Annotated in this window: 20 protein-coding genes and 1 pseudogene; 14 read left to right on the top strand and 7 right to left on the bottom strand. The window is 68.2% G+C overall.

From position 1 onward, the window contains the following. Positions 1 to 97: 97 nt before the first annotated feature. The 5 genes from GYB83_RS01210 to GYB83_RS01230 all read right to left on the bottom strand — a co-directional run bounded on the left by GYB83_RS01210 (position 98) and on the right by GYB83_RS01230 (position 4,366). The gene (locus GYB83_RS01210) at positions 98 to 778 is read right to left on the bottom strand and encodes a PaaI family thioesterase (protein ID WP_161893749.1); all 681 of its coding nucleotides are present in this window, start codon (positions 776 to 778) and stop codon (positions 98 to 100) included. A gap of 11 nt (positions 779 to 789) precedes the next feature. Then, positions 790 to 1,176 carry a carboxymuconolactone decarboxylase family protein gene (locus GYB83_RS01215; protein WP_186349690.1) on the bottom strand — a complete coding sequence of 129 codons (387 nt, stop codon included), beginning with the start codon at positions 1,174 to 1,176 and terminating at the stop codon, positions 790 to 792. Continuing rightward, positions 1,173 to 2,048 carry an NAD(P)-dependent oxidoreductase gene (locus GYB83_RS01220; protein ID WP_228461115.1) on the bottom strand — a complete coding sequence of 292 codons (876 nt, stop codon included), beginning with the start codon at positions 2,046 to 2,048 and terminating at the stop codon, positions 1,173 to 1,175. Before GYB83_RS01220 ends, GYB83_RS01215 begins: the two co-directional genes overlap by 4 nt. Then, positions 2,045 to 2,788, bottom strand: a complete 744-nt coding sequence (locus GYB83_RS01225; protein WP_161893750.1) for an SDR family oxidoreductase — start codon at positions 2,786 to 2,788, stop codon at positions 2,045 to 2,047. Before GYB83_RS01225 ends, GYB83_RS01220 begins: the two co-directional genes overlap by 4 nt. 117 nt (positions 2,789 to 2,905) lie before the next feature. After that, the gene (locus tag GYB83_RS01230) at positions 2,906 to 4,366 is read right to left on the bottom strand and encodes an aldehyde dehydrogenase (RefSeq protein WP_161893901.1); all 1,461 of its coding nucleotides are present in this window, start codon (positions 4,364 to 4,366) and stop codon (positions 2,906 to 2,908) included. A 78-nt stretch (positions 4,367 to 4,444) separates the two neighbouring features. Between GYB83_RS01230 and GYB83_RS01235 the strand changes: the two genes are divergently transcribed. Genes GYB83_RS01235 through GYB83_RS01265 form a run of 7 tightly spaced genes read left to right on the top strand, consistent with a single transcriptional unit; the run spans position 4,445 to position 10,534 of the window. Continuing rightward, positions 4,445 to 5,029: a TetR/AcrR family transcriptional regulator gene (locus GYB83_RS01235; protein ID WP_161893751.1), complete on the top strand. Its 585-nt coding sequence runs from the start codon at positions 4,445 to 4,447 to the stop codon at positions 5,027 to 5,029. After that, a complete protein-coding gene (locus GYB83_RS01240) occupies positions 5,026 to 6,276 on the top strand; it encodes a cytochrome P450 (protein ID WP_161893752.1) in 1,251 nt (416 codons plus the stop codon). The genes GYB83_RS01235 and GYB83_RS01240 overlap by 4 nt, the downstream gene beginning before the upstream one ends. Before the next feature lie 5 nt (positions 6,277 to 6,281). Beyond that, the gene (locus tag GYB83_RS01245; RefSeq protein ID WP_161893753.1) at positions 6,282 to 7,070 is read left to right on the top strand and encodes an SDR family oxidoreductase; all 789 of its coding nucleotides are present in this window, start codon (positions 6,282 to 6,284) and stop codon (positions 7,068 to 7,070) included. Next, positions 7,067 to 8,542, top strand: coding sequence for a cytochrome P450 (locus tag GYB83_RS01250; RefSeq protein ID WP_228461116.1), 1,476 nt, complete (start codon positions 7,067 to 7,069; stop codon positions 8,540 to 8,542). Before GYB83_RS01245 ends, GYB83_RS01250 begins: the two co-directional genes overlap by 4 nt. A gap of 3 nt (positions 8,543 to 8,545) precedes the next feature. Further along, positions 8,546 to 8,737, top strand: a complete 192-nt coding sequence (locus GYB83_RS01255) for a ferredoxin (protein WP_161893754.1) — start codon at positions 8,546 to 8,548, stop codon at positions 8,735 to 8,737. 1 nt (position 8,738) lies between these two features. Beyond that, complete coding sequence (locus tag GYB83_RS01260; protein WP_161893755.1) at positions 8,739 to 9,296, top strand: nuclear transport factor 2 family protein; 558 nt, start codon at positions 8,739 to 8,741, stop codon at positions 9,294 to 9,296. After that, positions 9,293 to 10,534 (top strand): hypothetical protein, encoded by a 1,242-nt coding sequence (locus tag GYB83_RS01265; RefSeq protein ID WP_161893756.1) that lies wholly within the window; start codon positions 9,293 to 9,295, stop codon positions 10,532 to 10,534. The genes GYB83_RS01260 and GYB83_RS01265 overlap by 4 nt, the downstream gene beginning before the upstream one ends. Positions 10,535 to 10,604: 70 nt before the next feature. Here GYB83_RS01265 and GYB83_RS01270 read toward each other — a convergent pair. Continuing rightward, positions 10,605 to 11,820: pseudogene (locus tag GYB83_RS01270) on the bottom strand (acetyl-CoA C-acetyltransferase). Positions 11,821 to 11,997: 177 nt separating this feature from the next. Here GYB83_RS01270 and GYB83_RS01275 point away from each other — a divergent pair. Further along, positions 11,998 to 12,789 (top strand): SDR family oxidoreductase, encoded by a 792-nt coding sequence (locus GYB83_RS01275; RefSeq protein WP_161893757.1) that lies wholly within the window; start codon positions 11,998 to 12,000, stop codon positions 12,787 to 12,789. A gap of 518 nt (positions 12,790 to 13,307) precedes the next feature. On the opposite strand, the gene GYB83_RS01280 is transcribed toward GYB83_RS01275, so the two are convergent. After that, positions 13,308 to 14,192 (bottom strand): PaaI family thioesterase, encoded by an 885-nt coding sequence (locus tag GYB83_RS01280; RefSeq protein WP_161893758.1) that lies wholly within the window; start codon positions 14,190 to 14,192, stop codon positions 13,308 to 13,310. 146 nt (positions 14,193 to 14,338) lie between these two features. On the opposite strand from GYB83_RS01280, the gene GYB83_RS01285 reads away from it, so the two are divergent. The 6 genes from GYB83_RS01285 to GYB83_RS01310 are packed head-to-tail and all read left to right on the top strand — an operon-like array spanning position 14,339 to position 22,849. Beyond that, complete coding sequence (locus GYB83_RS01285) at positions 14,339 to 15,121, top strand: TIGR03084 family metal-binding protein (RefSeq protein ID WP_161893759.1); 783 nt, start codon at positions 14,339 to 14,341, stop codon at positions 15,119 to 15,121. Position 15,122: 1 nt separating this feature from the next. Beyond that, the gene (locus tag GYB83_RS01290) at positions 15,123 to 16,820 is read left to right on the top strand and encodes an acyclic terpene utilization AtuA family protein (protein ID WP_161893760.1); all 1,698 of its coding nucleotides are present in this window, start codon (positions 15,123 to 15,125) and stop codon (positions 16,818 to 16,820) included. Between the two features lie 45 nt (positions 16,821 to 16,865). Continuing rightward, positions 16,866 to 18,026 carry an acyl-CoA dehydrogenase family protein gene (locus GYB83_RS01295; protein WP_161893761.1) on the top strand — a complete coding sequence of 387 codons (1,161 nt, stop codon included), beginning with the start codon at positions 16,866 to 16,868 and terminating at the stop codon, positions 18,024 to 18,026. A gap of 34 nt (positions 18,027 to 18,060) precedes the next feature. Continuing rightward, positions 18,061 to 19,659 carry an acyl-CoA carboxylase subunit beta gene (locus GYB83_RS01300; RefSeq protein WP_161893762.1) on the top strand — a complete coding sequence of 533 codons (1,599 nt, stop codon included), beginning with the start codon at positions 18,061 to 18,063 and terminating at the stop codon, positions 19,657 to 19,659. An 8-nt stretch (positions 19,660 to 19,667) separates the two neighbouring features. Further along, a complete protein-coding gene (locus tag GYB83_RS01305) occupies positions 19,668 to 21,695 on the top strand; it encodes an acetyl/propionyl/methylcrotonyl-CoA carboxylase subunit alpha (RefSeq protein WP_161893763.1) in 2,028 nt (675 codons plus the stop codon). Next, a complete protein-coding gene (locus GYB83_RS01310) occupies positions 21,692 to 22,849 on the top strand; it encodes an acyl-CoA dehydrogenase family protein (RefSeq protein WP_161893764.1) in 1,158 nt (385 codons plus the stop codon). The genes GYB83_RS01305 and GYB83_RS01310 overlap by 4 nt, the downstream gene beginning before the upstream one ends.

A 22,849-nucleotide genomic window follows, 5' to 3' on the forward strand; every position in this document is an offset into this window, starting at 1 on the left:
AGGTGTCGACTCGACGCCTCGGCTGGCGCCTCGGTGTCGGCTCAACCAGCGTGGGGTGGGCTCCTCTGGTGGTTGAGCCCTTCCCGGTTCGCTGGAACTACGGAGTCGGTTTGTCGGCGGTCGGGGTGTCGTGGCCGGTGATGGCGGCGGAGATCTGGTCGCGGGAGGGGAAGCTCTTCGGCCGGATCATGACGGCGTCGGCCTCCACGGTGACGCCGTCGGCGTCCGACAGTTCGCCGTGCACGAACGTCTTCCGGCCCTCAGTGCCGGTCACCCGACCAGTCAGCGTCACCGGGCCGAGGGGCGTCGGACGCAGATAGCGGACCGTCAGCGTGCCGGTGAAACTAGGCATGTTGTCGGCCGCGGCCGTCTCCCCGACCAACTGGTCGAGGAGCAGCGCCGCGATTCCGCCGTGCACATGCCCGCCCGGACCCTCGTACGCGGCGCCGAGCACCACGTCACCGCGCGTCACGCCGTCGACCTTGGACAGTCGCAGCGGCGGCGCGACAGCGTTGCGGGCGCCGGTCGCGGCATTGCCCCACGGCATGCCGGTGAAGTCGCGGGTGAACGCGACGCCGTATCCCTTGTCCTTCTGGCGGGCCCGGAGGCGGGTGACGATCGCCTCGATCGCCGTGCGTGCGGCGATCAGTTCGGCGTCGTCGACCTCCGTGCGGATCACCGCGTCCACCAGGTCGCGGACGGAGTCGGTGAGCGGTTCGACGATCGACAGCCGACGTGCGATCTCGGCGTCGTCGATGTCTTCGAGGCGGAAGTCCATGTCTGCAGACACTATTCGGCTCGCTGGGCGCGGCGGTGCTTCTTGATGACCTCGCCGAACATCATCGTCATGCCGGTGCCGAGGGGCCAGCCGACGTAGTAGCAGAGGAACAGGCCGATCTCGTTCAGCTCGTCGGGCGTGAGTTCGCCGTTGCCGAGCGCCGCGGTGGCTTGGATCTCGGCGATGTCCTTCATTCCGTTCGCGGCGAGCGCGCCGAGCAGGATCAGGCGTCGATCGCGGTGGGTGAGGCCGGGGCGGCTCCACACTTCGCCGAACACCTGGTCGGCGGTGTGCGCGAAGAAGTCGCCGGGGCCGTCGGCCATCTCCCAGCCGTACACCTCCGACATCATCGCCAGACCCTTGCGGCGCTGTTCGGTCATCTCGGGCTGGTCGGTCATGATGCTCCTTCGGTGCGGGGGACGCCGAGTCCCGTCGCGAGATCGGTGAGGGCCTGGCGGCCGAGGGGGAGGTCGACGCCGAGCGAGTCGGCGAGCTGCAGGGCCAGGCGCAGATCCTTCTCGCCGAGGTCCCGCACGTGGGTGAACACGCCGTGCCAGAAGTCGTCCGGAGCGATCGGCGCGGTCGTGTCGCGGAGCATGATCGCGCCCGCACCGCCCGTGATCGCATCGGTGTGTCGGACGACGCGTCCGAGTTTCGCGATGTCGATGCCCGCCGCTTCGGCGAGCCGGGCCGCCTCCGTGGTCGCCGTGAACGACACGAAGTGCAGCAGATTCCTGGCGAGTTTCATGCGGGTGCCGTCGCCCGGCAGGTCGCCCGCGTGGACGATCATGTCGCCGGCGAGTGCGAGGGCGGGTTTGGCGCGGTCGTAGGCCGCGCGGTCGCCGCCGACCATGATCGCGAGCCTGCCCTCCTTGGCTCCGACGGCTCCGCCGGAGATCGGTGCGTCGAGCACTGTGACGCCGGAGGCCGCGCATCGCGCGGCGAGGTCGGCCGCGGTCTCCGGGGCGATCGTCGAGTGCACGACGATCATCGACCCCGACGCGAGGGTCGGGAGGAGGCCGTCGACGACGTCGCGGACCTGTGCGTCGTCGCGGACGCAGATGCTCACCAGGTCGGACGCGGCGCCGAGCGATGCGGGCGAGTCGGCCGCGGCCGCCCCGGCCTCGGTGAGCTCGGCGACGGCTGTCGGGTCGACGTCGTACACGGTGAGCCCGCCGGGCGCGGCGACGAACCGGGCGGCCATCGGGCGGCCGATGTTGCCGAGTCCCGCATAGCCCAGCCGCAGTGTCGAGTCGGCGGAGTGTGTCACGAGCGGATGACCTGTCCGCCGTCGACGTTGAAGATCTGTCCGGTGATCCAGGACGCCTCGTCGGACAGCAGGAACAGACACATGCCGACGAGGTCGTCGGGGGTTCCCATGCGGCCGATCGGCAGCTTGGAGACCATGTCCTTCACGATGGCTTCGGGGGTGCTGTTCCGGGTGGCCTCGGTGTCGATCGGGCCGGGGGCGATGGCGTTGATCCGGACGCGCTGTCCGCCGAGTTCGACGGCCAACTGCTGGGTGAGACCGTTGACGCCGACCTTGGCGAGGCCGTAGAAGCCGCTGTACACCCAGGCTGCCGTCGACGACTGGTTGACGATCGCGCCGCCGTGCCGCATGTGCGTGTAGCAGGCGCGCGTGACGTTGAGCGCGCCGTCGAGGTTCACGCTCATGAACGTCTTGTAGTAGTCCCACGGGACGGTGGTGAGGAAGTCGAGCTTCATGCCGCCGTAGATCGCGGCGTTGTTGACCAGCGCGTCGATGCGGCCGTGCGCGTCGACGACTGTCTTCGCGAGGTTCGCCGCCGAGTCGGGGTCGGAGACGTCGGTGTGGACGTACATGCCGCCGATGGAGTCGGCGACCGCCTGTCCGGCCTCGTCGTTGACGTCGGCCACGACGACCTTCGCGCCTTCCGCCGCCAACGCCCGCGCGTAGGCCTCGCCGATGCCGCCCGCCGCTCCGGTCACGATCGCGACCTTGTCGGTGAACCTGTTGTTTCGATCAGTCATGTGTGTCTCCTTGTTGCTGGGTCTGTCGTCTTGTCGCGATGGTTTCGACACGTCTCCGCTTTCGCTCCGACGGCTCAACCACCATGGAGGATCCGCCGGGCCGGAAGAGCGGGGCCGTCAGGCGGGCCGGGCGACGGCCTTGGTCTCGAGGTACTCCTCGAAACCGGCCACCCCCATCTCGCGCCCGATGCCTGATTGTTTGTAGCCGCCGAAGGGGACGTCGGCGGAGTACCAGATGCCGCCGTTGACGCCCATGGTTCCGGTGCGGACGCCGTCGACGACGGCGTCGAGGCGGTCGGGGTCGGCGCCCCACACGGCGCCGGAGAGCCCATACGGGGAGTCGTTGGCGATGTCGATCGCGTCCTGGTCGCCGTCGTGCGGGAGGATCACCAGGACGGGGCCGAAGATCTCCTCTCGGGCGACGCGGGAGGAGTTGTCGAGCCCGGAGACGAGGGTCGGGGAGACGAAGTAGCCGGGCCGTTCGGGACGGTCGCCGCCGGTCTCGAGGGTGCCGCCTTCCTCGAGGGCGAGTCGGATGTAGCTCTCGACGCGGTCGCGTTGGCGTGCCGAGATGACGGGCCCGCAGACGGTTCCGGGTTTGGTCGGGTCGTCGGCGCGCAGGCCGGCGAGGGCGTTGCGGGTGATCTCGGTGGCCTCGGCCAGCTTCTCCCGCGGCACGACGAGGCGGGTGGTGATGGCGCAGCCCTGGCCCGCGTGAGTGACCACCGAGAAGGCGGCCATCGCGCAGGCGGCGTTCAGGTCGGCGTCGTCGAGGACGAGGAACGCCGACTTGCCGCCGAGTTCGAGGAACACCTTCTTGAGGGTGGGCGCGGCGTCGGCCATGACGGCGCGTCCGGTGGCGGTGGAGCCGGTGAAGGAGACGATGTCGACGCGCGGGTCGGTGGAGAGTAGGGCGCCGAGGCTGTGGTCGTCTCCGGTGACGATGTTGATGACGCCCGCCGGGAAGTCGGTCTCCTCGGCGATCACCTTGCCGACGAGGGCGGCGCACCACGGAGTGTCGGGTGCGGCTTTGAGGACGACTGTGCAGCCGGCGGCGAGGGCCGGGCCGATCTTGGCGAAGTTGATCTGGTGGGGGAAGTTCCACGGCGTGATGGCTCCGACGACGCCTGCGGCTTCGGAGCGGATCTCGCGGCGGTTGGGGATGCCCATCGGTTTCGCTTCGCCGAGGTCGCGGCGCCATTCGTAGGTCTCGGCGAGATCGGCGAAGTAGCCGAGGTCGGTGACGGGCCCGACGAGTTGCGGGCCGTGGGTGAGGAAGACGGGGCAGCCGACTTCGGCGACGGTGAGTTCGCGGAGTTCGTCGGTGTGGGCGAGGAGGGCGTCGCGGAGCTGGCGCAGGCAGCGTGCGCGGAATGCGTGGTCGCGTGACCAGTTCGTGTTGTCGAAGGCCTTCCGGGCGGCCGCGATGGCGGCGTCCATGTCGTCGGCGGTGGCGTTCGCGGCCTGGCCGATGACCTGTTCGGTGGCGGGGTTGATCACGTCGAACGTGCCGCCGGAGCCGGGGCGCAGTTCGCCGTCGATCAGGAGATCGCTGCTGGTGGTGGGACGTAGCGGCATCGGATGGTCACTCACTTCCGGAATCAGTTCTGGACACCTGTCTAGACTTCGTTTCAAACCTAGAGTAGTGTGGCTCACATGTCCACCCCCGTCGAAATCGAATCCACCCGCCGCAGACTCACTCCGGCACAGGCGGAGAAGATCGCGAAGATGGCAGACGCCGCAGTCGAGATCGTCTCCGCCGACGGCTTCGACAAGCTGTCGGTCCGCGAAGTCGCCAAACGGGCGGGTGTCGCGCCCGCCACCGCCTACACCTACTTCAGCTCCAAGAGCCACCTCGTGGCCGAGGTGTTCTGGCGCAGGCTCGCCGTCGGCGTCCCCGAGCCCGACCCGTCGCTGCCCGCGATGGAGCGGGTGGCGCAGGTGCTGCGGGGCGTGTCGATGGTCGTCGCGGGCGACGGCCAGCTCGGCGGCGCCGTGACGGTCGCGCTGCTCGGCGACGACCCCGAGTCCGAGCACTTGCGCTGGCGCATCGGCGGGTTCATCCACGATCGGCTCGCCACCGCCGTCGGCGACGACGTCGACAACGCCGCCGAGGTGATCGACGCCCTGCAGATGCTGTACGCGGGCGGACTCGTCACCGCGGGGATGGGACATCTGAGCTACGAAGCGACCTCCGAGCGGCTCGTCGCGGCCGCTCGCCTACTGATGGGACAACGATGACCGTCACCATGCCGGGGATGCAGAACCACATCCCCTTCGACCCGTACGACTACGACTTCCACGAGGACCCGTACCCGACGTACGCGCGGCTGCGCGCCGATGCGCCCGTCTACCGGAACACCGACGGCGACTTCTGGGCGCTCGCCCGTCACGAGGACGTCGCCGAGGCGTTCCGTGACAACGTCCGGCTGTCGAACAGTTGGGGCGTGTCGATGGACGCGGCGTCGTACAACGAGAACGCCGAGTACGCGATGAGCTTCCTCGCGATGGACGATCCGCGCCATCTGCGACTGCGCAAACTCGTGTCGAAGGGCTTCACGCCGCGTCGCGTGTCGGAACTGGCCTCGCGGATATCCGAACTGACCGCCAAACACTGGGACCGCTGCCTGCAGATGGGGGAGTTCGACTTCGTCCACGACTTCGCGGGTCTGCTTCCGATGGACGTCGTCTCCGAACTCCTCGGCGTCGGCGAATCCGACCGGGCGCACCTGCGCACGCAGTCCGACCTGTTGATCCACCGCGAGGAGGGCGTCACCGACGTCCCGAAGGCCGCCGTCCACGCCTACCTCGACCTGCACGGGTACTACACGTCGCTGCTCGCCGAGCGACGTAAGAACCCGGGTGACGACCTGGTCTCGGCGCTGACGACCGCCGAACTCGTCGACGGCGGCGAACGGACCGCGCTGACCGACCAGGAGATCATCGGCTTCATGATGCTGATGGTGGTCGCGGGCAACGAGACCACCACGAAACTGCTCGCCAACTCCGTGTTCTGGGGTGCTCGGCGACCGAATCAGGTGGCTCCGGTGATCACCGCCTCCACGTCGACCGATGCGGCACTCGACGCTGTCGCACCGTGGGTGCAGGAGACTCTGCGGTACGACACGTCGACCCAGATGCTGCTGCGTCGCGTCGTCGAGGACGTCGAGTACGGGGGCTACACGATCCCCGCGGGCGACCGTGTCCTGCTCCTCGTCGGGTCGGCCAACCGCGACGAGGAAGTGTTCGGGCCCGACGCCGCCGAGTACGTCATCGGTCGTGAGAGCTCACGCACCATCCTCAGCTTCGGCCTCGGCACCCACTTCTGCCTCGGCGCGCACCTCGCCCGCCTCGAAACCGAGATCGGCCTCGCTCAGATCGCCCGGACGGTCAGCGCGTTCGACGTCGACGTCGAACGGTCCAACCGTGTCCACTCGGTGAACGTCCGCGGGTTCGCGGATCTCCCCATGACCGTGAAGGCTCGGTGACCCGGATGGGATTCGCACCTCACCCAGAACGCCGCCCCGTGCTCGTCGCGGGCGCGTCGTCCGGCATCGGAGAGGCCACCGCGAAAGCGCTCGCGGAACTCGGACATCCCGTCGCCCTCGGGGCCCGTCGCGTCGAGAAGTGCGCCGAGACCGCGGCCGCGATCGTCGACGCAGGCGGTGAGGCGATCGCCGTTGCGCTCGACGTGACCGACAACGACTCCGTCGTCGCCGCATACGACGAGGCCACGAAGGCCCTCGGCGACATCGAGATCGTCGTCTCGGGTGCGGGCGATCTGCAGATCGGTCGCGCCCACGAGATGGACGTCGACGAGTGGGCGGCGCAGATCGACGTGCACCTCGTCGGCGCCTATCGCTTGTACCGGGCGGCCGTGCCGTCGATGATCGAGCGTCGCCGCGGCGACTTCGTCTTCATCAGCTCCGACGTCGTCTCCCATCCGCGACCGTGGTCGTCGGCGTACGTCGCCGCCAAGTACGGCGTCGAAGGACTCGCCGCCACCGCGCACATGGAGCTGGAGGGGACCGGCGTCCGCGCCGGCCTCGTCCGCCCCGGTCAGACGTTGACCGGAATGGGCATGAACCTCGACCAGAAGGCCACCGAGGCCATGCTGAACGACTGGATCGCGTTCGGTCTCGCCCGTCACGGGAACTTCATGCGCCCGGAGAACCTCGCCCACGCGGTGGTCTCGATGATCACGCTGCCGCCCGGCGCACACATGAAAGCCGTCGACGTCGAAGCCGAAGGCAAGCTCGCTCGACCGAAGGAGAACTCATGACAGGCATCTCGACTCCGCTCGATGGGCCGGGTGGAACGCTCGACGGGCCGGGTGGAACGCTCGATGGGCAGGGAGTGCGGACTGCACCCCGCGTGTCCGGCGGAACCGGAGAACACGGTCACCTCGACGAGTTGGCGACCGACCCGATCGGGCTGTTCCGGCGAGTCCTCGACGAGTGCGGCGACGTCGGCTACTTCCAGCTCGCCGACCGGGACGTGGTGCTCGTGTCGGGTGCGGCGGCCAATGAGGAGTTCTTCCGCGCCCCCGACGAAGTGCTCGACCAGGGCGCCGCGTACCCGTTCATGACGCCGATCTTCGGCGAGGGCGTCGTCTTCGACACCAGTCCGGAACGCCGATCGGAGATGCTGCACAATCAGGCGCTCAAGGGCGCCCACATGAAGCAGCACGCGGTGACGATCCCTGACGAGGTGGAGCGGATCATCGCCGACTGGGGTGACGAGGGCGAGATCGATCTGCTGGAGTTCTTCGCCGAACTGACGTTGTACACGTCGTCGTCGTGCCTGATCGGGCGCAAGTTCCGCGAGGAGCTGTCCGGCCACATCGCACACCTGTACCACGAACTCGAGAAGGGCACCGACCCCATCGCGTACGTGGACATGCACGCCGACATCGAGAGCTTCCGCCGCCGCGACGCCGCGCGCGCCGAACTCGTCGAGTTCATCGGCGGGGTGATGGAACGACGGACCGCGAACCCGCCGACCGACAAGGACGATCGAGACCTGCTCGACGTCCTCGTCTCCCTGAAGAACGACGACGGCACGTACATGTTCAGCGCCGACACGGTCACCGGCATCTTCATCTCGATGATGTTCGCAGGCCATCACACGACGTCGGGCACCGCCGCGTGGACGTTGATCGAACTGCTCAAGCACCCCGACTATCTCGCGCAGGTCACCGACGAGTTGGACGGCATCTACGCGGACGGCACCGAGTACTCGTTCGCGGCGATGCGTCAGATCCCCAAGCTCGAAGGCGCGCTCAAAGAGGCACTGCGCCTGCATCCGCCGCTCATCATCCTGATGCGCATGGTGCAGGAGGCGTTCGAGGTCGGCGGCGTGACAGTTGCGAAGGGCCAGTCGATCGCCGTCTCGCCCGCGGTGTCGAACCGGTTGCCCGGTGACTTCCCCGATCCCGACGCGTTCGATCCCGACCGGTACGCCGACGGTCGCCAGGAAGACCTGGTGAACCGGTGGACGTGGATCCCGTTCGGCGCGGGCCGCCATCGCTGTGTGGGAGCCCAGTTCGCGATGATGCAGCTCAAAGCCATCTTCTCGGTGCTGCTGCGCAACTACGAGTTCTCCCTCGCGCAGGACCCCGACAGTTACCGCAACGACCACTCGAAGATGGTCGTCCAACTGCAGCAGCCGTGCCGCGTGGCGTACCGGCGCCGGGAGCAAGGCGAGCGGGCCGAATCCGATCAGCGTCGCGCTGCCGCGTCCGGAGGGAACTGAGCGATGCGCGTCGTCGTGGATCTGGACCTGTGCCAGGGGCACGGGATGTGCGAACTCGAAGCGCCCGACGTGTTCGAGGCGGGACGTGACAGCGTCGACCTGCTCGACGAGAACCCTGATGAATCGCGGCGCGCCGACGTGGAGGCCGCCGTCCGCTACTGCCCGACCCAAGCCCTGAAGATCGTGGAGGATTGACATGCCGTTCGACCGCAGTGAACTCGATGAGATGAAGACCCGGTGGCTCGATGCCAACATCGAGGCGGAGAAGGCGGGCGACTGGCGCCCGCTCGCCGAGTTCTACACCGAAGACGCCACCTACGGCTGGAATTACGGTCCGGAGAAGGACTTCATGGCCGTCGGTCGTGAGGAGATCCGGGAGATCGCGCTCGGCCAGGAGATGGAAGGGCTCGAAGGCTGGATCTACCCGTACCAGGCGTGGGTGATCGACGAGCAGACCGGCGACATGATCGGCCTGTGGCGGCAGATCAATGAAGGCACGCGGGCCGACGGCTCGAACTACGGCGTGCACGGGATCGGCGGCAGCTGGTTCAAGTACGGCGGGAACTTCCAGTTCAAGTGGCAGCGCGACTTCTTCGACTTCGGCAACGTCTCGGCGCTTTTCCTGGAGATGCTGACCAACCAGGCGTGCAGCGACGGGATGCTCAAGCGCATCGAGAAGTCGGCGCCGGGCACCCTCCCCGGTTGGTACCCGCGCGGCACCGCGCCGGTCGACCTGTGGGATCAGGACAAGTGATCGACAAGCTCTCGCACGACCGGCTCGCGACGCTGGTCCCCGAACTGCTCCTGACCGGGCAGCTCATCGACCGGAGCGGGATGGCCCATCTGATCGCGGCGTTCGGCCGCGAGGGGATGGGCGAGGTGGCGATCGAGGAGTGGATGGCGGCCAGCCCGGTCTACACCGGCCGCATGCGCGAGGCGCTCGGCATCGACGGCGACGGCGTCGCCGACATGATCAAGTGCCTGCAACTCGACATCGGCGCCCCGCCTCAGTTCATGGACTTCCGGTACCGGATCGACGACGAGTATCACGGGTCGTTCGTCCTCGATCACTGCGGCGCGCTGCTCGACGTGGAGCCGATGGGCGACGAGTACGTGACCACGATGTGCCACACGATCGAGGATCCGACGTTCGACGCGACGGCCATCGCGACCAACCGCCGCGCCCGGATCCGGCCGGTGCACCGTCCGCCGCGTCGTCCCGTCGATCGCGCTCCGCACTGCGAATGGACGATCACGATCGAACCGGACCGCGACGAACTGCCGTTGCCGGAGGTCACCGAGCCGATGCTCGCCACGCGTGCCGCGACGATCGCGTTGACTCCCATCGACCCCGACGCGGCCGACGGCCTCGTCGACTACCGAGGGCCGGTCGTCGACGATCTCGCGTTCGGCGAGTGGTCGAGCACGGCGCTGGTCCGCATCATCGAGGAGGTGATGCTGCAGCACCAGTTGTTGTCGTTGGGGTTCCTCGCCTCGGTGCGGCGTCGGACCGATCACGCCGCGGCGGACGACATCCTCGACAAGCAGCTCATCGGCATCGCGGGCATCGCGTCCGAGCGGGTGGCCGCCGCGGTGTTGGGGTCACGGTCGGACGCCGCCGCGCTGGTCGACGCCCTGAACCTGAACCCGGTGTTCGGACCGGCGCAGTACACGGGAGTGCGCGCCGAACTGGTCGGCGACGACGTGCAGGTGCGGATTCCGAACGCCTCGGCGGCGGTCGCCGACGGCGGCTGGATGCGTCTTCTCGTGTCGGGCCGGCTCGGGTCGCTGCAGTCCGCGGCCACCGCGATCGACCCGACGTGGGTGGTCGGGGAGTCGGTGGAGGTCGGCGACGCCACGGTGGTCCGCATCGGACGTGGGGAACCTCAGCGGGAATCCGGGGAAGTCGCCATCGTCCGCTTCTCCGCGGGCTCGTCCTTCACCTTCACCGACCGCGGCCCGTCCCGCCCCCTCCCACTGACGGTGGTCTGACCCGTCTCCTGCACGGTGGTTGGGCTGGCGCCTCGGTGTCGGCTCAACCGACGTGCAGGAGGGTCGACCGTCAGCTCAGTCGTTCGAGGACCATCGCCATGCCCTGGCCGCCGCCGACGCACATGGTCTCCAGGCCGTACTGCTTGTCGTGGGTCGTGAGGTTGTTCAGGAGCGTCGCGGTGATGCGCACCGGTCATGCCGAAGGGATGGCCGAGGGCGATCGCGCCGCCGGAGACGTTCAACTTGTCCTCGTCGATCGCCAGCTCGCGCGCCGAACCGAGCACCTGGACCGCGAACGCCTCGTTGATCTCCACGAGGTCGATGTCGTCGATCGTCAGGCCCGCGATGTCGAGGGCCCGCTTGGACGCCTCGATCGGGCCGAGGCCCATGATCTCCGGCGACAGGCCCGAGACGCCGGTCGACACGACGCGGGCCAGCGGGGTGAGACCGAGGTCCTTGGCCTTGGTGTCGGACATGATCACCAGTGCCGCGGCGCCGTCGTTGAGCGGGCAGGCGTTGCCCGCGGTGACCGTGCCGTCGGGCCGGAACACCGGCTTCAGGGCGCTGATGCCCTCGTAGGTGGTACCCGCGCGGGGGCCGTCGTCCTTCGACACGACCGTGCCGTCGGGGAGAGTGACCGGGGTGATCTCGCGGTCGAAGAAGCCCGATGCGATCGCCGCCTCGGCGCGGTTCTGCGACCGGACGGCCCAATGGTCCTGCTCCTCGCGGCTGATGCCGGTGATCTGGGCGACGTTCTCGGCGGTCTGACCCATCGCGATGTAGGCGTCCGGGAGGTTCCCGGCCTCACGCGGATCCACCCACTGCTGTCCGCCGGCCGCGAGTTCGGCGGTGCGAGCCTGGGCGTCGGCGTAGATCGGGTTCTGCGTGTCGGGCAGGGAATCGGAGGTTCCCTTCACGAACCGGGACACCGTCTCGACACCCGCCGAGATGAAGACGTCGCCCTCGCCTGCCTTGATCGCGTGCAACGCCATGCGCGTGGTCTGCAACGACGACGAGCAGTACCGGGTGATCGTGGTGCCGGGGATCGCGTCGTGGCCGAGCGCGATCGCGACGTTGCGGCCCAGGTTGAAGCCCTGCTCGCCGCCGGGCAGACCGCAGCCGAGGAGGAGGTCGTTGACGTCGCGCGGGTCGAGAGCGGGGACCTTGTCGAGCGCGGCCCGGACCATCTGGGCGGCCAGATCGTCGGGGCGCATGCCGACGAGCGAGCCCTTCATGGCGCGGCCGATCGGGGAACGGGCGATGGAAACGATGACGGCTTCGGGCATGAGGGCCTCCTGGTCGACGAGATATCGCAATATGCGGACGCATAGTTTCTATGCGATTGCATATAGTGGGCCAGACCGACGATCCGTTGTCAATAGCCCGTTCGGCGGCCCGTACACGGTGCCGTTGAGGTATGACTCGACGGGGGAACGTCCCGTGAGACGAACAGGAGAAGACTCGTGAAGGTTGCAGGAAAGGTCGCTGTGGTCACCGGAGCCGGCGGCGGCATCGGTGCGGCGATCGCGCGGAAACTCGTCGACGAAGGCGCGAAAGTCGTGCTCACGGACCTGCACGACGACGGGTTGAACGCCGTCGTCGCCGAGTTGGGCGACGCCGCGGTTGGTCTCGGTGGTGACGCCTCCGCGGCGGACCACATCGCCGCCGTCATCGCGCTTGCCGAGGAGTCGTTCGGACCGGTCGGCCTCTACTTCGCCAATGCGGGCGTCGGCATCGGATCGGAGCTCGAGTTCGACGACGCCGTGTGGGACACGGTGATCGACGTGAACCTCCGCGCTCACATCCGTGCCGCCCAGCAGCTGATTCCGGGGTGGGTGGATCGAGGCGAAGGCTACTTCGTCAGTACCGCGTCGGCCGCCGGACTCCTCACCCAGATCGGGTCCGCGCCGTACTCGGTCACCAAACACGCCGCCGTCGGATTCGCCGAATGGCTGTCGGTGACCTACGGCGACCAGGGAGTCCGCGTCAGCTGCCTGTGTCCGATGGGCGTCAACACGAAGCTGCTCACCGACGACGCGTCGCTGTCGCCGACCGCGGCCCGCGCCGTCACGACGGCCGGTGCCGTGCTGGAGCCGTCCGACGTCGCCGACGCCGTCCTCGAGGCGATGGACGCCGAGCGGTTCTTGATCCTCCCGCACCCCGAAGTGCTCGACATGTACCGCCACAAGGGCGCCGACTACGACCGCTGGATCCGTGGCATGCGGCGGTTCCAGAAGGCGCTGCGCGGCGACTGACGCCGGTGTCGACGGGGCGAGCTCCTGCTTGTTCCTGGCTGTTGAGCGCAATCTCTTCCGGTCGTTGAGCGAGCTTGCGAGTCGAAGCGTCTTCTCGGTTCTATGGTCGATTCGGCTGGTTAGACGCTTCGGCTCGCTGCGCTAGTGTCCCGAATCGTTAGTCCGTTGAATAAGTATTCGCGCCCAATGGTGGTTGAGCCGGGCCGGAGCGATAGCGGAGGGCCGCGTCGAAACCCGGCGACAGTAGCTGGAACTGCGGTCCAGCTACTGTCGAATCGTTCCCACGAAACAGGTGTGACCAGTAATTTCGATAGACTCTGTCACTGAGTTTCAGCCGACCTCACCAGGTTTCGACACGGGCCTCCGCTATCGCTCCGGCCCGGCTCAACCACCATGAGGACTCGAATAGTTATGCAACGAGTTTACGGTTCGGGACACTAGCTCAATGATCGGGCGGGTGGCGACTGTGCGAGTCACTGCTCGCTCGTGGCGGGTGGGAGCTGAACGTCCCTGACGCCTCAGACGTCGAAGCGGGCGTCGGCGGTCGCGCGAGCGAGGAGGGTTCCCTCGTCGTCGCGGAGTTCGGCGTCGAAGATCGACAGGCGCTTGCCGAGTTTCACGGGAGTGACGCGGGCGTGGACGCCGCGGCCGTCGACTGCGGGGGAGCGCAGGAAAGCGACCGTGAAGTCGACGATCTGGTACTCGCGACCGGGCAGCATCGCCGCCTGCGCGCCGAACGAGCAGGCCTGACCGACGATCGCGCCGATCACGCCGCCGTGCATCGTGCCCATCACGTTGCCCATCCACGGCGCGGTGATGCAGGTGAAGGTGAGTCCGTCGTCGTCGACGGCGGTGACCGAGCCGCCCAGCAGTTCACTGAGCGGACCGATCGGCGCATCGCCCGCCCGGATCGCGTCGATCACCTCGCGGCCGGACAGTGACGCGTCCGGTGCGGCGGGCACGGCGGCGTCGTCCGGGGTGACCGGCGACGCCAACTCGAGAGTGCCGTCGCCGTCGACGACGAGCGCTCGACCCACCCGGACGTTGCGAGCCAGGCCGACGCACAGCGTGCGACCGTCGTCGCCGCTGATGTCGACGGTGGTGGTGCCGTAGCCGGGATTCTGCAGGCGCAGTTCCGCTGTCGCGGTGAGGCGTTCGGTGACCGCGGGCCGGTGCAGCATCGACATGGTCAGTCGCGCCTGCATCGACGAGGACGACCGGTCGGTGACGTAGAACGGGTAGCCGCCGAGGTCGTCGAACAGCACGGTGATCGCGGGCAGGTCGATGAGACCGCGGTGATCGGTCAATCGGGGTCCGAGCGCCTGGGTCATCTCGATCTTCGGCGCGCCGGGCTCCCTGCCGACGGCGAAAGCGGTGAAGGCGTCGGCTGGCGTCATCGTCATTGCTTGTGTCTAGCACACGTCTGAGCGATCGCTTACTCGGCTTCTCGACTGCGCTCGAAGACCCGAGAAGGTTGCTCGCCAAGGCCCGAAGCAGGAAACAATCATTCATGCTTGATTTATTGCGGGTGGTGTGTGACGCTCGACGCATGTCGATCGCCGAAGACTTGAGGGCCGAGTACGCCTCCCTCGACAACCTGGTCGCCGACCTCCCGGACGAGCGGTGGGCGTCACCCACGCCCGCGGAGGGCTGGACCATCGCACACCAGGTCGGACACATTCTGTGGACCGACCGAGTCTCGCTGCTCGCGGCCACCGACCCCGACGGCTTCGCCGAACTCCTCGTCGTCGCGGGCGCCGATCCGCTCGGCTTCGTGGACCAGGCCGCCGAGGTGGAGTCGCGGCGGACGCCCGCGGAGATCCTCGCCGACTGGCGCGACACGCGAGAGATGCTGCTCGCCGCGCTGGCCGACGTCCCCGACGGTGTGAAGGTCCCGTGGTTCGGTCCGCCGATGTCGGCCACGTCGATGACCACCGCCCGCATCATGGAGACCTGGGCGCACGCGTTGGACGTGGCGGACGCTCTCGGCGTCCGCGTGGAGCCGACCGACCGCATCCGCAACGTCGCCCACATCGGCGTCCGGACCCGCGATTTCGCGTACATGGTCAACGGCAGGACCGCTCCGACCGAACCGTTCCGCTACGAACTGACGGGTCCGAGCGGCGAGGTGTGGACGTGGGGTCCGGACGATGCGACGAACATCGTCCGGGGAGACGCCGTCGACTTCTGCGAACTCGTCACTCAGCGGCGCTCGATCGACGATCTCGGACTGGAGCTCATCGGCGACGACGCGAACGAATGGGCGACGATCGCGCAGTGCTTCGCCGGCCCGCCCGGAAGCGGCCGCGCGTCGTCGAAGGAAGGTCTCTGACATGAGCGATCCTGTCCGCATCGGAAATGCGTCCGGCTTCTACGGGGACCGTCTCACGGCCGTCCACGAGATGCTCGACGGCGGTCATCTGGACTACCTGACCGGGGACTACCTCGCCGAACTCACCATGCTGATCCTCGGTCGCGACCGGCTCAAAGACCCGTCGCGGGGCTACGCCAAGACCTTCCTGAAGCAGATGGAGACGAGTCTCGGGCTGGCGATCGACAAGAACGTCAAGATCGTCGTCAACGCGGGCGGCCTCAACCCGCACGGCCTCGCCGTCGCCCTCCGCGAACTCGCCGACACCCTGAGAGTCGACGCCCAGATAGCGTTCGTCAGCGGCGACGACCTGCAGCCGCGAGCGGCCGAGCTCGGCCTCGGGACCCCTATCACGGCCAACGCCTACCTCGGCGGCTTCGGCATCAAGGCGGCGCTCGACCGAGGAGCCGACATCGTCGTGACCGGCCGGGTCACCGACGCATCGCTCACCGTCGGCGCCGCGGCCTCGGCGCACGGCTGGGGATACAAGGACCTCGACGCCATCGCGGGTGCGATCGTCGCGGGTCACGTCATCGAATGCGGACCGCAGGCCACCGGCGGCAACTACTCGTTCTTCACCGAGATCCCGATGGGACGCCTCGGTTTCCCGATCGCCGAAGTCGCGGCGGACGGGTCGTCGGTCATCACCAAGCACGAGAACACCGGCGGTGCGGTCACCGTCGGCACCGTCACCGCGCAGCTCCTCTACGAGATCCAGGGGCCGCGTTACTACAACCCCGACTCGACGGCACTGCTCGACACCATCGAGATCGCCCAGCTCGGCGACGACCGGGTCGGCATCAGCGGGGTCCGGGGCGAAGCCCCGCCGACGGACCTGAAGGTGTCGTTGAATCACCTCGCGGGCATCCGCAACGAGGTGGACGTGGTCCTGACCGGACTCGACATCGAGGCCAAGGCGGATCTGTTCAAAGCGCAGTTCACCGCGGCGCTGCCGACGTCGCCCGCCGAACTCACGTGGGAGCTGTCGCGGCTGGACCGGCCGGACGCGGAGACCGAGGAACAGGCCAGCGCCCTCCTCAAGTGCGTGGCGCGCGACCCGAATCCGGCGGTCGTCGGCCGTCCGTTCAGCGCGACGGCCGTCGAACTCGCCCTCGCCAGCTACCCGGGCTTCACCCTCACCGCGCCGCCCGGAAACGGTGCGCCGTACGGCGTGTTCGAACCCGGCTATGTGGACGCGGGCCTCGTCGAACATCGCGTGACACAGCCGGACGGCGTGTCGATCGTCATCGAGCCGTCGCCGCTGCGGGCCGAGCCGACGCGCGATGTGAGCGTCCCCGACTCCGGGCCCGTCGACGACTGGGGGCCGACCAGACGCGCGCCGCTCGGCGAGATCATCGGAGCCCGCAGCGGCGACAAGGGCGGCAGCGCGAACATCGGCGCCTGGGCCCGGACCGACGAACAGTTCACCTGGCTCGACCAGACACTCACCGTCGATCGGGTCAAGGAACTGCTGCCCGAGGTCGCGGACCTGACCGTCCACCGGTACCGCCTGCCGAAACTGCGCGCCCTCAACTTCGTCATCGAAGGCGTCCTGGGCCGCGGTGTCGCCGAGAACGTCCGCTTCGATCCACAGGCCAAGGGCCTCGGCGAATGGCTGCGTTCGCGTGTGGTCGATCTGCCCGAACGGTTCAGTCGCTAGACCTTTCGACTCGCAAGCTCGCTCAAGGAGCGGGAGAGGAAATCAATGCCCATCCCCAGTGACATTTGGGACTCGGAAGAACGTCGTGACCTGCGCAGTCTTGCCGCAGACTTCGCGACCAGACACATCCTGCCGTTCCAGGACCAGTGGGAGCGCGACGGCCTGATCCCGCGAGAACTGCACAAGCAGGCGGGCGACCTCGGTCTGCTCGGCCTCGGCACCCCCGAGGAGAAGGGCGGCAGCGGCGGCGACGGGATCGACGCGCTCATCGTCTGCGAGGAACTGCACTACCGGGGCGTTTCCGGCGGTGTGTTCGCGAGCCTGTTCACCTGCGGTATCTCCACCCCGCACATCGCGAACAACGGGACCCCGGAACAGATCGCGAAGTGGGTCGCACCCGTCCTCGCGGGCGACAAGATCAGCAGCCTCGCCATCACCGAGCCCAGCGGCGGCAGCGACGTCGGTCACTTGCGGACCACAGCGAAGCGCGACGGTGACCACTTCATCGTCAACGGCGCCAAGACGTTCATCACCTCGGCTGTGCGCGCCGATCACATCGTCGCCGCGGTCCGCACGGGCGGAGACGGCGCGGCGGGGGTGTCCCTCCTCGTGATCGAGAAGGGGACGCCCGGCTTCAACGTCGACCGCAAGCTGGAGAAGATGGGCTGGCTGGCGTCCGACACCGGCGAACTGTCGTTCGTCGACTGCCGGGTGCCGGTGGAGAACCTCATCGGTCCGGAGAACTCGGGCTTTGCGCAGATCGCCCAGGCCTTCGTGTCCGAGCGCGCCGCGCTCGCGGTGCAGGCGTACGCGCAGGCGCAGCGGTCGCTGGACCTGACCCTGGAATGGGTCCGCAACCGCGACACGTTCGGCAAGCCGTTGATCAAGCGTCAGTCGGTCCAGGACACGGTCACGGAGATGGCCCGCAAGGTGGACGTCGCGCGCACCTACACACGGTCCGTCGTCGACCGGCACATGATGAACGGCGACCCGATGCTCGCGGAGATCTGCTTCGCGAAGAACACCGCCGTCGAAGCCGCCGAATGGGTCATCGACAAGGGCGTCCAGCTGCACGGCGGCATGGGCTACATGCGGGAGTCGGAGATCGAGCGCCAGTACCGCGACATCCGCATCATCGGAATCGGCGGCGGCACCAACGAGATCCTCACCGGTCTCGCCGCGAAGGTCCTGGGGTACCAGGGATGAGCGCGACCGCACGGGCGAAGCGAAAGGGCACCCGATGACTGTTCTGAGAAGCAAGGTCGACACGACGTCCGACGAGTTCGTCGCGAACGTCGAGGCGATGAACGCCAAGCTCGCCGATCTCGACGTCGAGTTCCGCAAGGTGCTCGTCGGTGGCGGCGAGAAGTACGTGGAGCGGCACCGCAAGCGCGGGAAGCTCACGGCGCGCGAACGTATCGAGTTGTTGATCGACGAGGACTCGCCGTTCCTCGAACTGTGCGCGCTCGCCGCGCACGGTTCGCAGTTCACCGTCGGCGCCTCCGTCGTGGTAGGCATCGGGGTTGTCGAGGGTGTCGAATGCCTGGTCGTCGCGAACGATCCGACGGTCAAGGGCGGCACGTCGAACCCGTGGACGCTGCGCAAGGTGCTGCGCGCCAATGACATCGCCATGCAGAACCGCCTCCCGGTCATCTCCATGGTGGAGTCGGGCGGCGCGGACCTGCCGACGCAGAAGGAGGTGTTCGTCCCCGGCGGCCGGATGTTCCGCGATCTGACGCGACTGTCGGCGGCCGGTATCCCGACCATCGCGCTCGTCTTCGGCAACTCGACCGCGGGTGGTGCCTACATTCCCGGGATGAGCGATCACGTCGTGATGATCGACGACCGGTCGAAGGTGTTCCTCGGCGGCCCGCCGCTGGTCAAGATGGCGACCGGTGAGGTGAGCGACGAGGAGGAGCTCGGCGGCGCGAAGATGCATTCGCGCGTCTCCGGTCTCGGCGACTATCTCGCCGCCGACGAACAGGACGCGGTGCGGATCGGCAGGCGGATCGTGGCCCGTCTCAACTGGCGCAAGCAGGGTCCCGAACCGATCGCCGAGGTGGTCGAGCCCATCTACGACGAGAACGACCTCCTCGGCATCGTGCCGTCCGACCTCAAGATCCCGTTCGACCCGCACGAGGTGATCGCGCGCATCGTCGACGGCAGCGACTTCGACGAGTTCAAACCCGAGTACGGCACATCGCTCGTCACCGGGTGGGCCACCGTCCACGGCTACCCTGTCGGCATCCTCGCCAACGCGCAGGGCGTCCTCTTCTCGCAAGAGGCGCAGAAGGCGACGCAGTTCATCCAGCTCGCCAACCGCAGCGACACTCCGCTGCTGTTCCTGCACAACACCACCGGCTACATGGTCGGCAAGGAGTACGAGCAGGGCGGCATCATCAAACACGGCGCGATGATGATCAACGCGGTGTCGAACTCGACGGTCCCGCACATCTCGATCCTGATGGGCGCCAGCTACGGCGCCGGGCACTACGGCATGTGCGGCCGCGCCTACGATCCGCGGTTCCTGTTCGCGTGGCCCAGCGCCAAGAGTGCCGTCATGGGCGCCGCGCAGCTCGCGGGCGTCATCTCGATCGTGTCCCGCGCGGCAACCGAGGCCCGCGGCGGCGTCGTCGACGAAGAAGCCGACGCCGGGATGCGCGCCATGATCGAAGCCCAGATCGAGATCGAGTCGGTCCCGACGTTCCTCTCCGGGATGCTCTACGACGACGGTGTGATCGATCCCCGCGACACCCGCACGATCCTCGGCCAGACCCTGTCCGCGATTGCTACCGCCCCCATCGAGGGCACCAGCAACTTCGGCGTCTTCCGGATGTGAGAGAACACATGAGCAACCCGATCACCTCAGTCCTGGTCGCCAACCGCGGCGAGATCGCCTGCCGCGTGTTCACCACCGCCAAGGCCCTCGGCCTGCGGACGGTGGCCGTCTACTCCGACCCGGACGCCGACGCCCCGCACGTCCGGCAGGCCGACGCCGCCGTTCACCTGCCGGGTTCGACGTCTGCCGAGACGTACCTGCGGGGTGAGAAGATCATCGCCGCCGCACAGGCCGCGGGCGCCGACGCCATCCACCCGGGGTACGGCTTCCTGTCGGAGAACGCCGAATTCGCCGACGCCGTCGTCGCCGCCGGGCTCACCTGGATCGGTCCGCCCGCGGGCGCGATCACCGCGATGGGTTCCAAGGTCAACGCCAAGGAGCTGATGGCGGCCGCGGGAGTGCCCGTCCTGACCGACATCGACCCCGAGAACGTCACCGCCGATGATCTTCCCCTGCTCATCAAGGCCTCGGCAGGCGGCGGCGGCCGCGGTATGCGCGTGGTCCGCGACCTGTCCGAACTCGCCGACCAGGTCGCGGGCGCACGACGGGAAGCCGAATCGGCGTTCGGCGACCCGACGGTGTTCTGCGAGCCGTACATCGAGCGTGGGCATCACATCGAGGTCCAGGTGATGGCCGACGCACACGGCACCGTCTGGGCGGTCGGTGAGCGTGAATGCTCCATTCAGCGTCGTCACCAGAAAGTGGTGGAGGAGGCGCCCGCGCCGCTCGTCGAGCGCATCGGCGGCGACATGCGCGAGCGTTTGTACGCCGCGGCCCGCACCGCCGTCGAATCGATCGGCTACCGAGGTGCGGGCACGGTGGAGTTCCTCGTGGACGCCGGGAGCGCAGCGAGCGGGTCCGATGACAGCAGCCGGAATGCGAAATTCTATTTCCTGGAGACGAACACGCGGCTTCAGGTGGAGCACCCGGTCACCGAGCTGACCACCGGCACCGACCTCGTCGAATGGCAGATCCGCGTCGCCGAGGGGGAGGCGCTGCCCGCACAGGAGCCGACCACATCGGGCCACTCCATCGAGGTCCGTCTCTACGCGGAGGACCCGGCGAACGATTGGCAGCCGCAGTCGGGCACGATCACCACGATCCACCTGCCCGCCGATACTCGGTTCGGTCTGCTGTCGCGGCCGGGCGTGCGCGTCGACTCCGGCATCGCCGACGGCAGTGAGATCTCCACGTTCTACGACCCGATGCTCGCCAAGGTCATCTCGTGGGCGCCGACCCGTGACCGTGCGGCGGCCATGCTCGCTCGGGCGCTCGCCGATGCCACGATCCACGGCCTCGTCACGAACCGGGACATGCTCGTCAACACCCTTCGGGACGCGACGTTCCTGTCCGGCGACACGGACACGGCCTATCTGGACACCGTCGGCCTCGACGTTCTCGCGGCGCCGCTGGCATCCGACGACGACGTCCGCGTCGCCGCCGTCGCGGCGGCCCTCGCGCAGTCGGCGGCCAACCGGTCGTCGGCCCGCAGGCTCGGCTCGCTGCCGTCCGGCTGGCGCAACATCGCGTCCGGCCACCAGACCAAGAGCTACGTCACCGCTGGGGGTGACGAGATCGTCGCCCGGTACCGGATCGAGCGTTCCGGCGTCGACCTGCCCGACCTGGACGGCACGTCCGTCGTATCGGTGTCCGCGGGCGAGGTGGTCCTGCAGACCGCGGGCGTCACCCGCCGGTACACGGTGACCGTCGACGGTTCGGCGGTGCACGTCGACTGGCCGGGCGCGGCGGTGTCGCTGACCCGAGTGCCCCGGTACATCGATCCGGCCGCTCAGGAACGCCCCGGTTCGCTGCTCGCGCCGATGCCCGGCTCGGTGATCCGCGTGGCCGTCGGCGAAGGCGACCGCGTGGTCGCCGGCCAACCGCTCCTGTGGCTCGAGGCCATGAAGATGGAGCACACCATCAGTGCGCCTGCCGACGGCGTCGTGTCGGTCCTGGCCGTCGAGGTCGGCCGTCAACTGTCCGTCGGCGACGTGCTCGCCGTCATCTCCTCCGAAGAAGAAGGAACGAACGAATGAGCTTTGTCGAGACCGAAGAACGCGCCGCGCTGCGGGAGTCCGTCGCCGCGCTGGTCAAGAAGTACGGACAGGAGTACTTCACCGACTGCGCGCGCGAGGGTCGCAAGACCGACGAACTGTGGGAGGAGGCGGGCAAGCTCGGCTTCATCGGCGTCAATCTCCCCGAGGAGTACGGCGGCGGCGGGGCAGGCATGTACGAACTCGCGATCGTCATGGAGGAGCTCGCCGCGGGCGGTTCCGGCCTGCTGATGATGGTCGTCTCGCCCGCGATCTGCGGCAACATCATCGCCCGCTTCGGCACCGATGAGCAGAAGCAGCGCTGGATCCCCGGCCTCGCCGACGGGTCGATCACCATGGCGTTCGGGATCACCGAACCCGACGCCGGGTCCAACTCGCACCAGATCACCACCACCGCACGCCGCGACGGCGACGAATGGCTGCTGACCGGCCGCAAGGTGTTCATCTCCGGTGTCGACCAGGCGCAGGCCGTCCTCATCGTGGCCCGTACCGAGGACTCGAAGACGGGACGGCTCAAGCCCGCCCTGTTCATCGTGCCGACCGACGCCGAGGGCTTCGAGGCCCAGGTCATCGAGATGGACATCATCAACCCCGAGAAGCAGTTCACCCTGTTTCTCGACGACGTCCGTCTGCCCGCCGACGCGCTGGTCGGCTCGGAGGACGCGGCGCTGTCGCAGCTGTTCGCCGGCCTCAACCCGGAGCGGATCATGGCGTCGGCGTCGGCCGTCGGCATGGGTCGCTTCGCCCTCGAGAAGGCCGTCGAGTACGCCAATCAGCGCACCGTGTGGAAGACGCCGATCGGCGCCCACCAGGCCGTCGCGCATCCGTTGGCGCAGGGCAAGATCGAACTCGAGATGGCGAAGCTGATGATGCAGAAGGCCGCGACCCTGTACGACGCGGGCGACGATTGGGGTGCGGCCGTCCCGGCCAACATGGCGAAGTACGCGGCGGGCGAGGCGGCGGCGAAGATCGTCGATCAGGCCGTGCAGACGCTCGGCGGCAACGGGCTCACCGTCGAGTACGGCATGGCCGCCATGCTGCCGCTGTCGCGTCTCATGCGGATCGCCCCGGTCAGCCGCGAGATGATCCTCAACTTCGTCTCGCAGACGTGCCTCGGCCTCCCGAAGTCGTACTGA

Origin of the sequence: Gordonia spumicola (genome assembly GCF_009932475.1) — a bacterium.
In the GTDB taxonomy this organism is placed as follows: domain Bacteria; phylum Actinomycetota; class Actinomycetes; order Mycobacteriales; family Mycobacteriaceae; genus Gordonia; species Gordonia spumicola.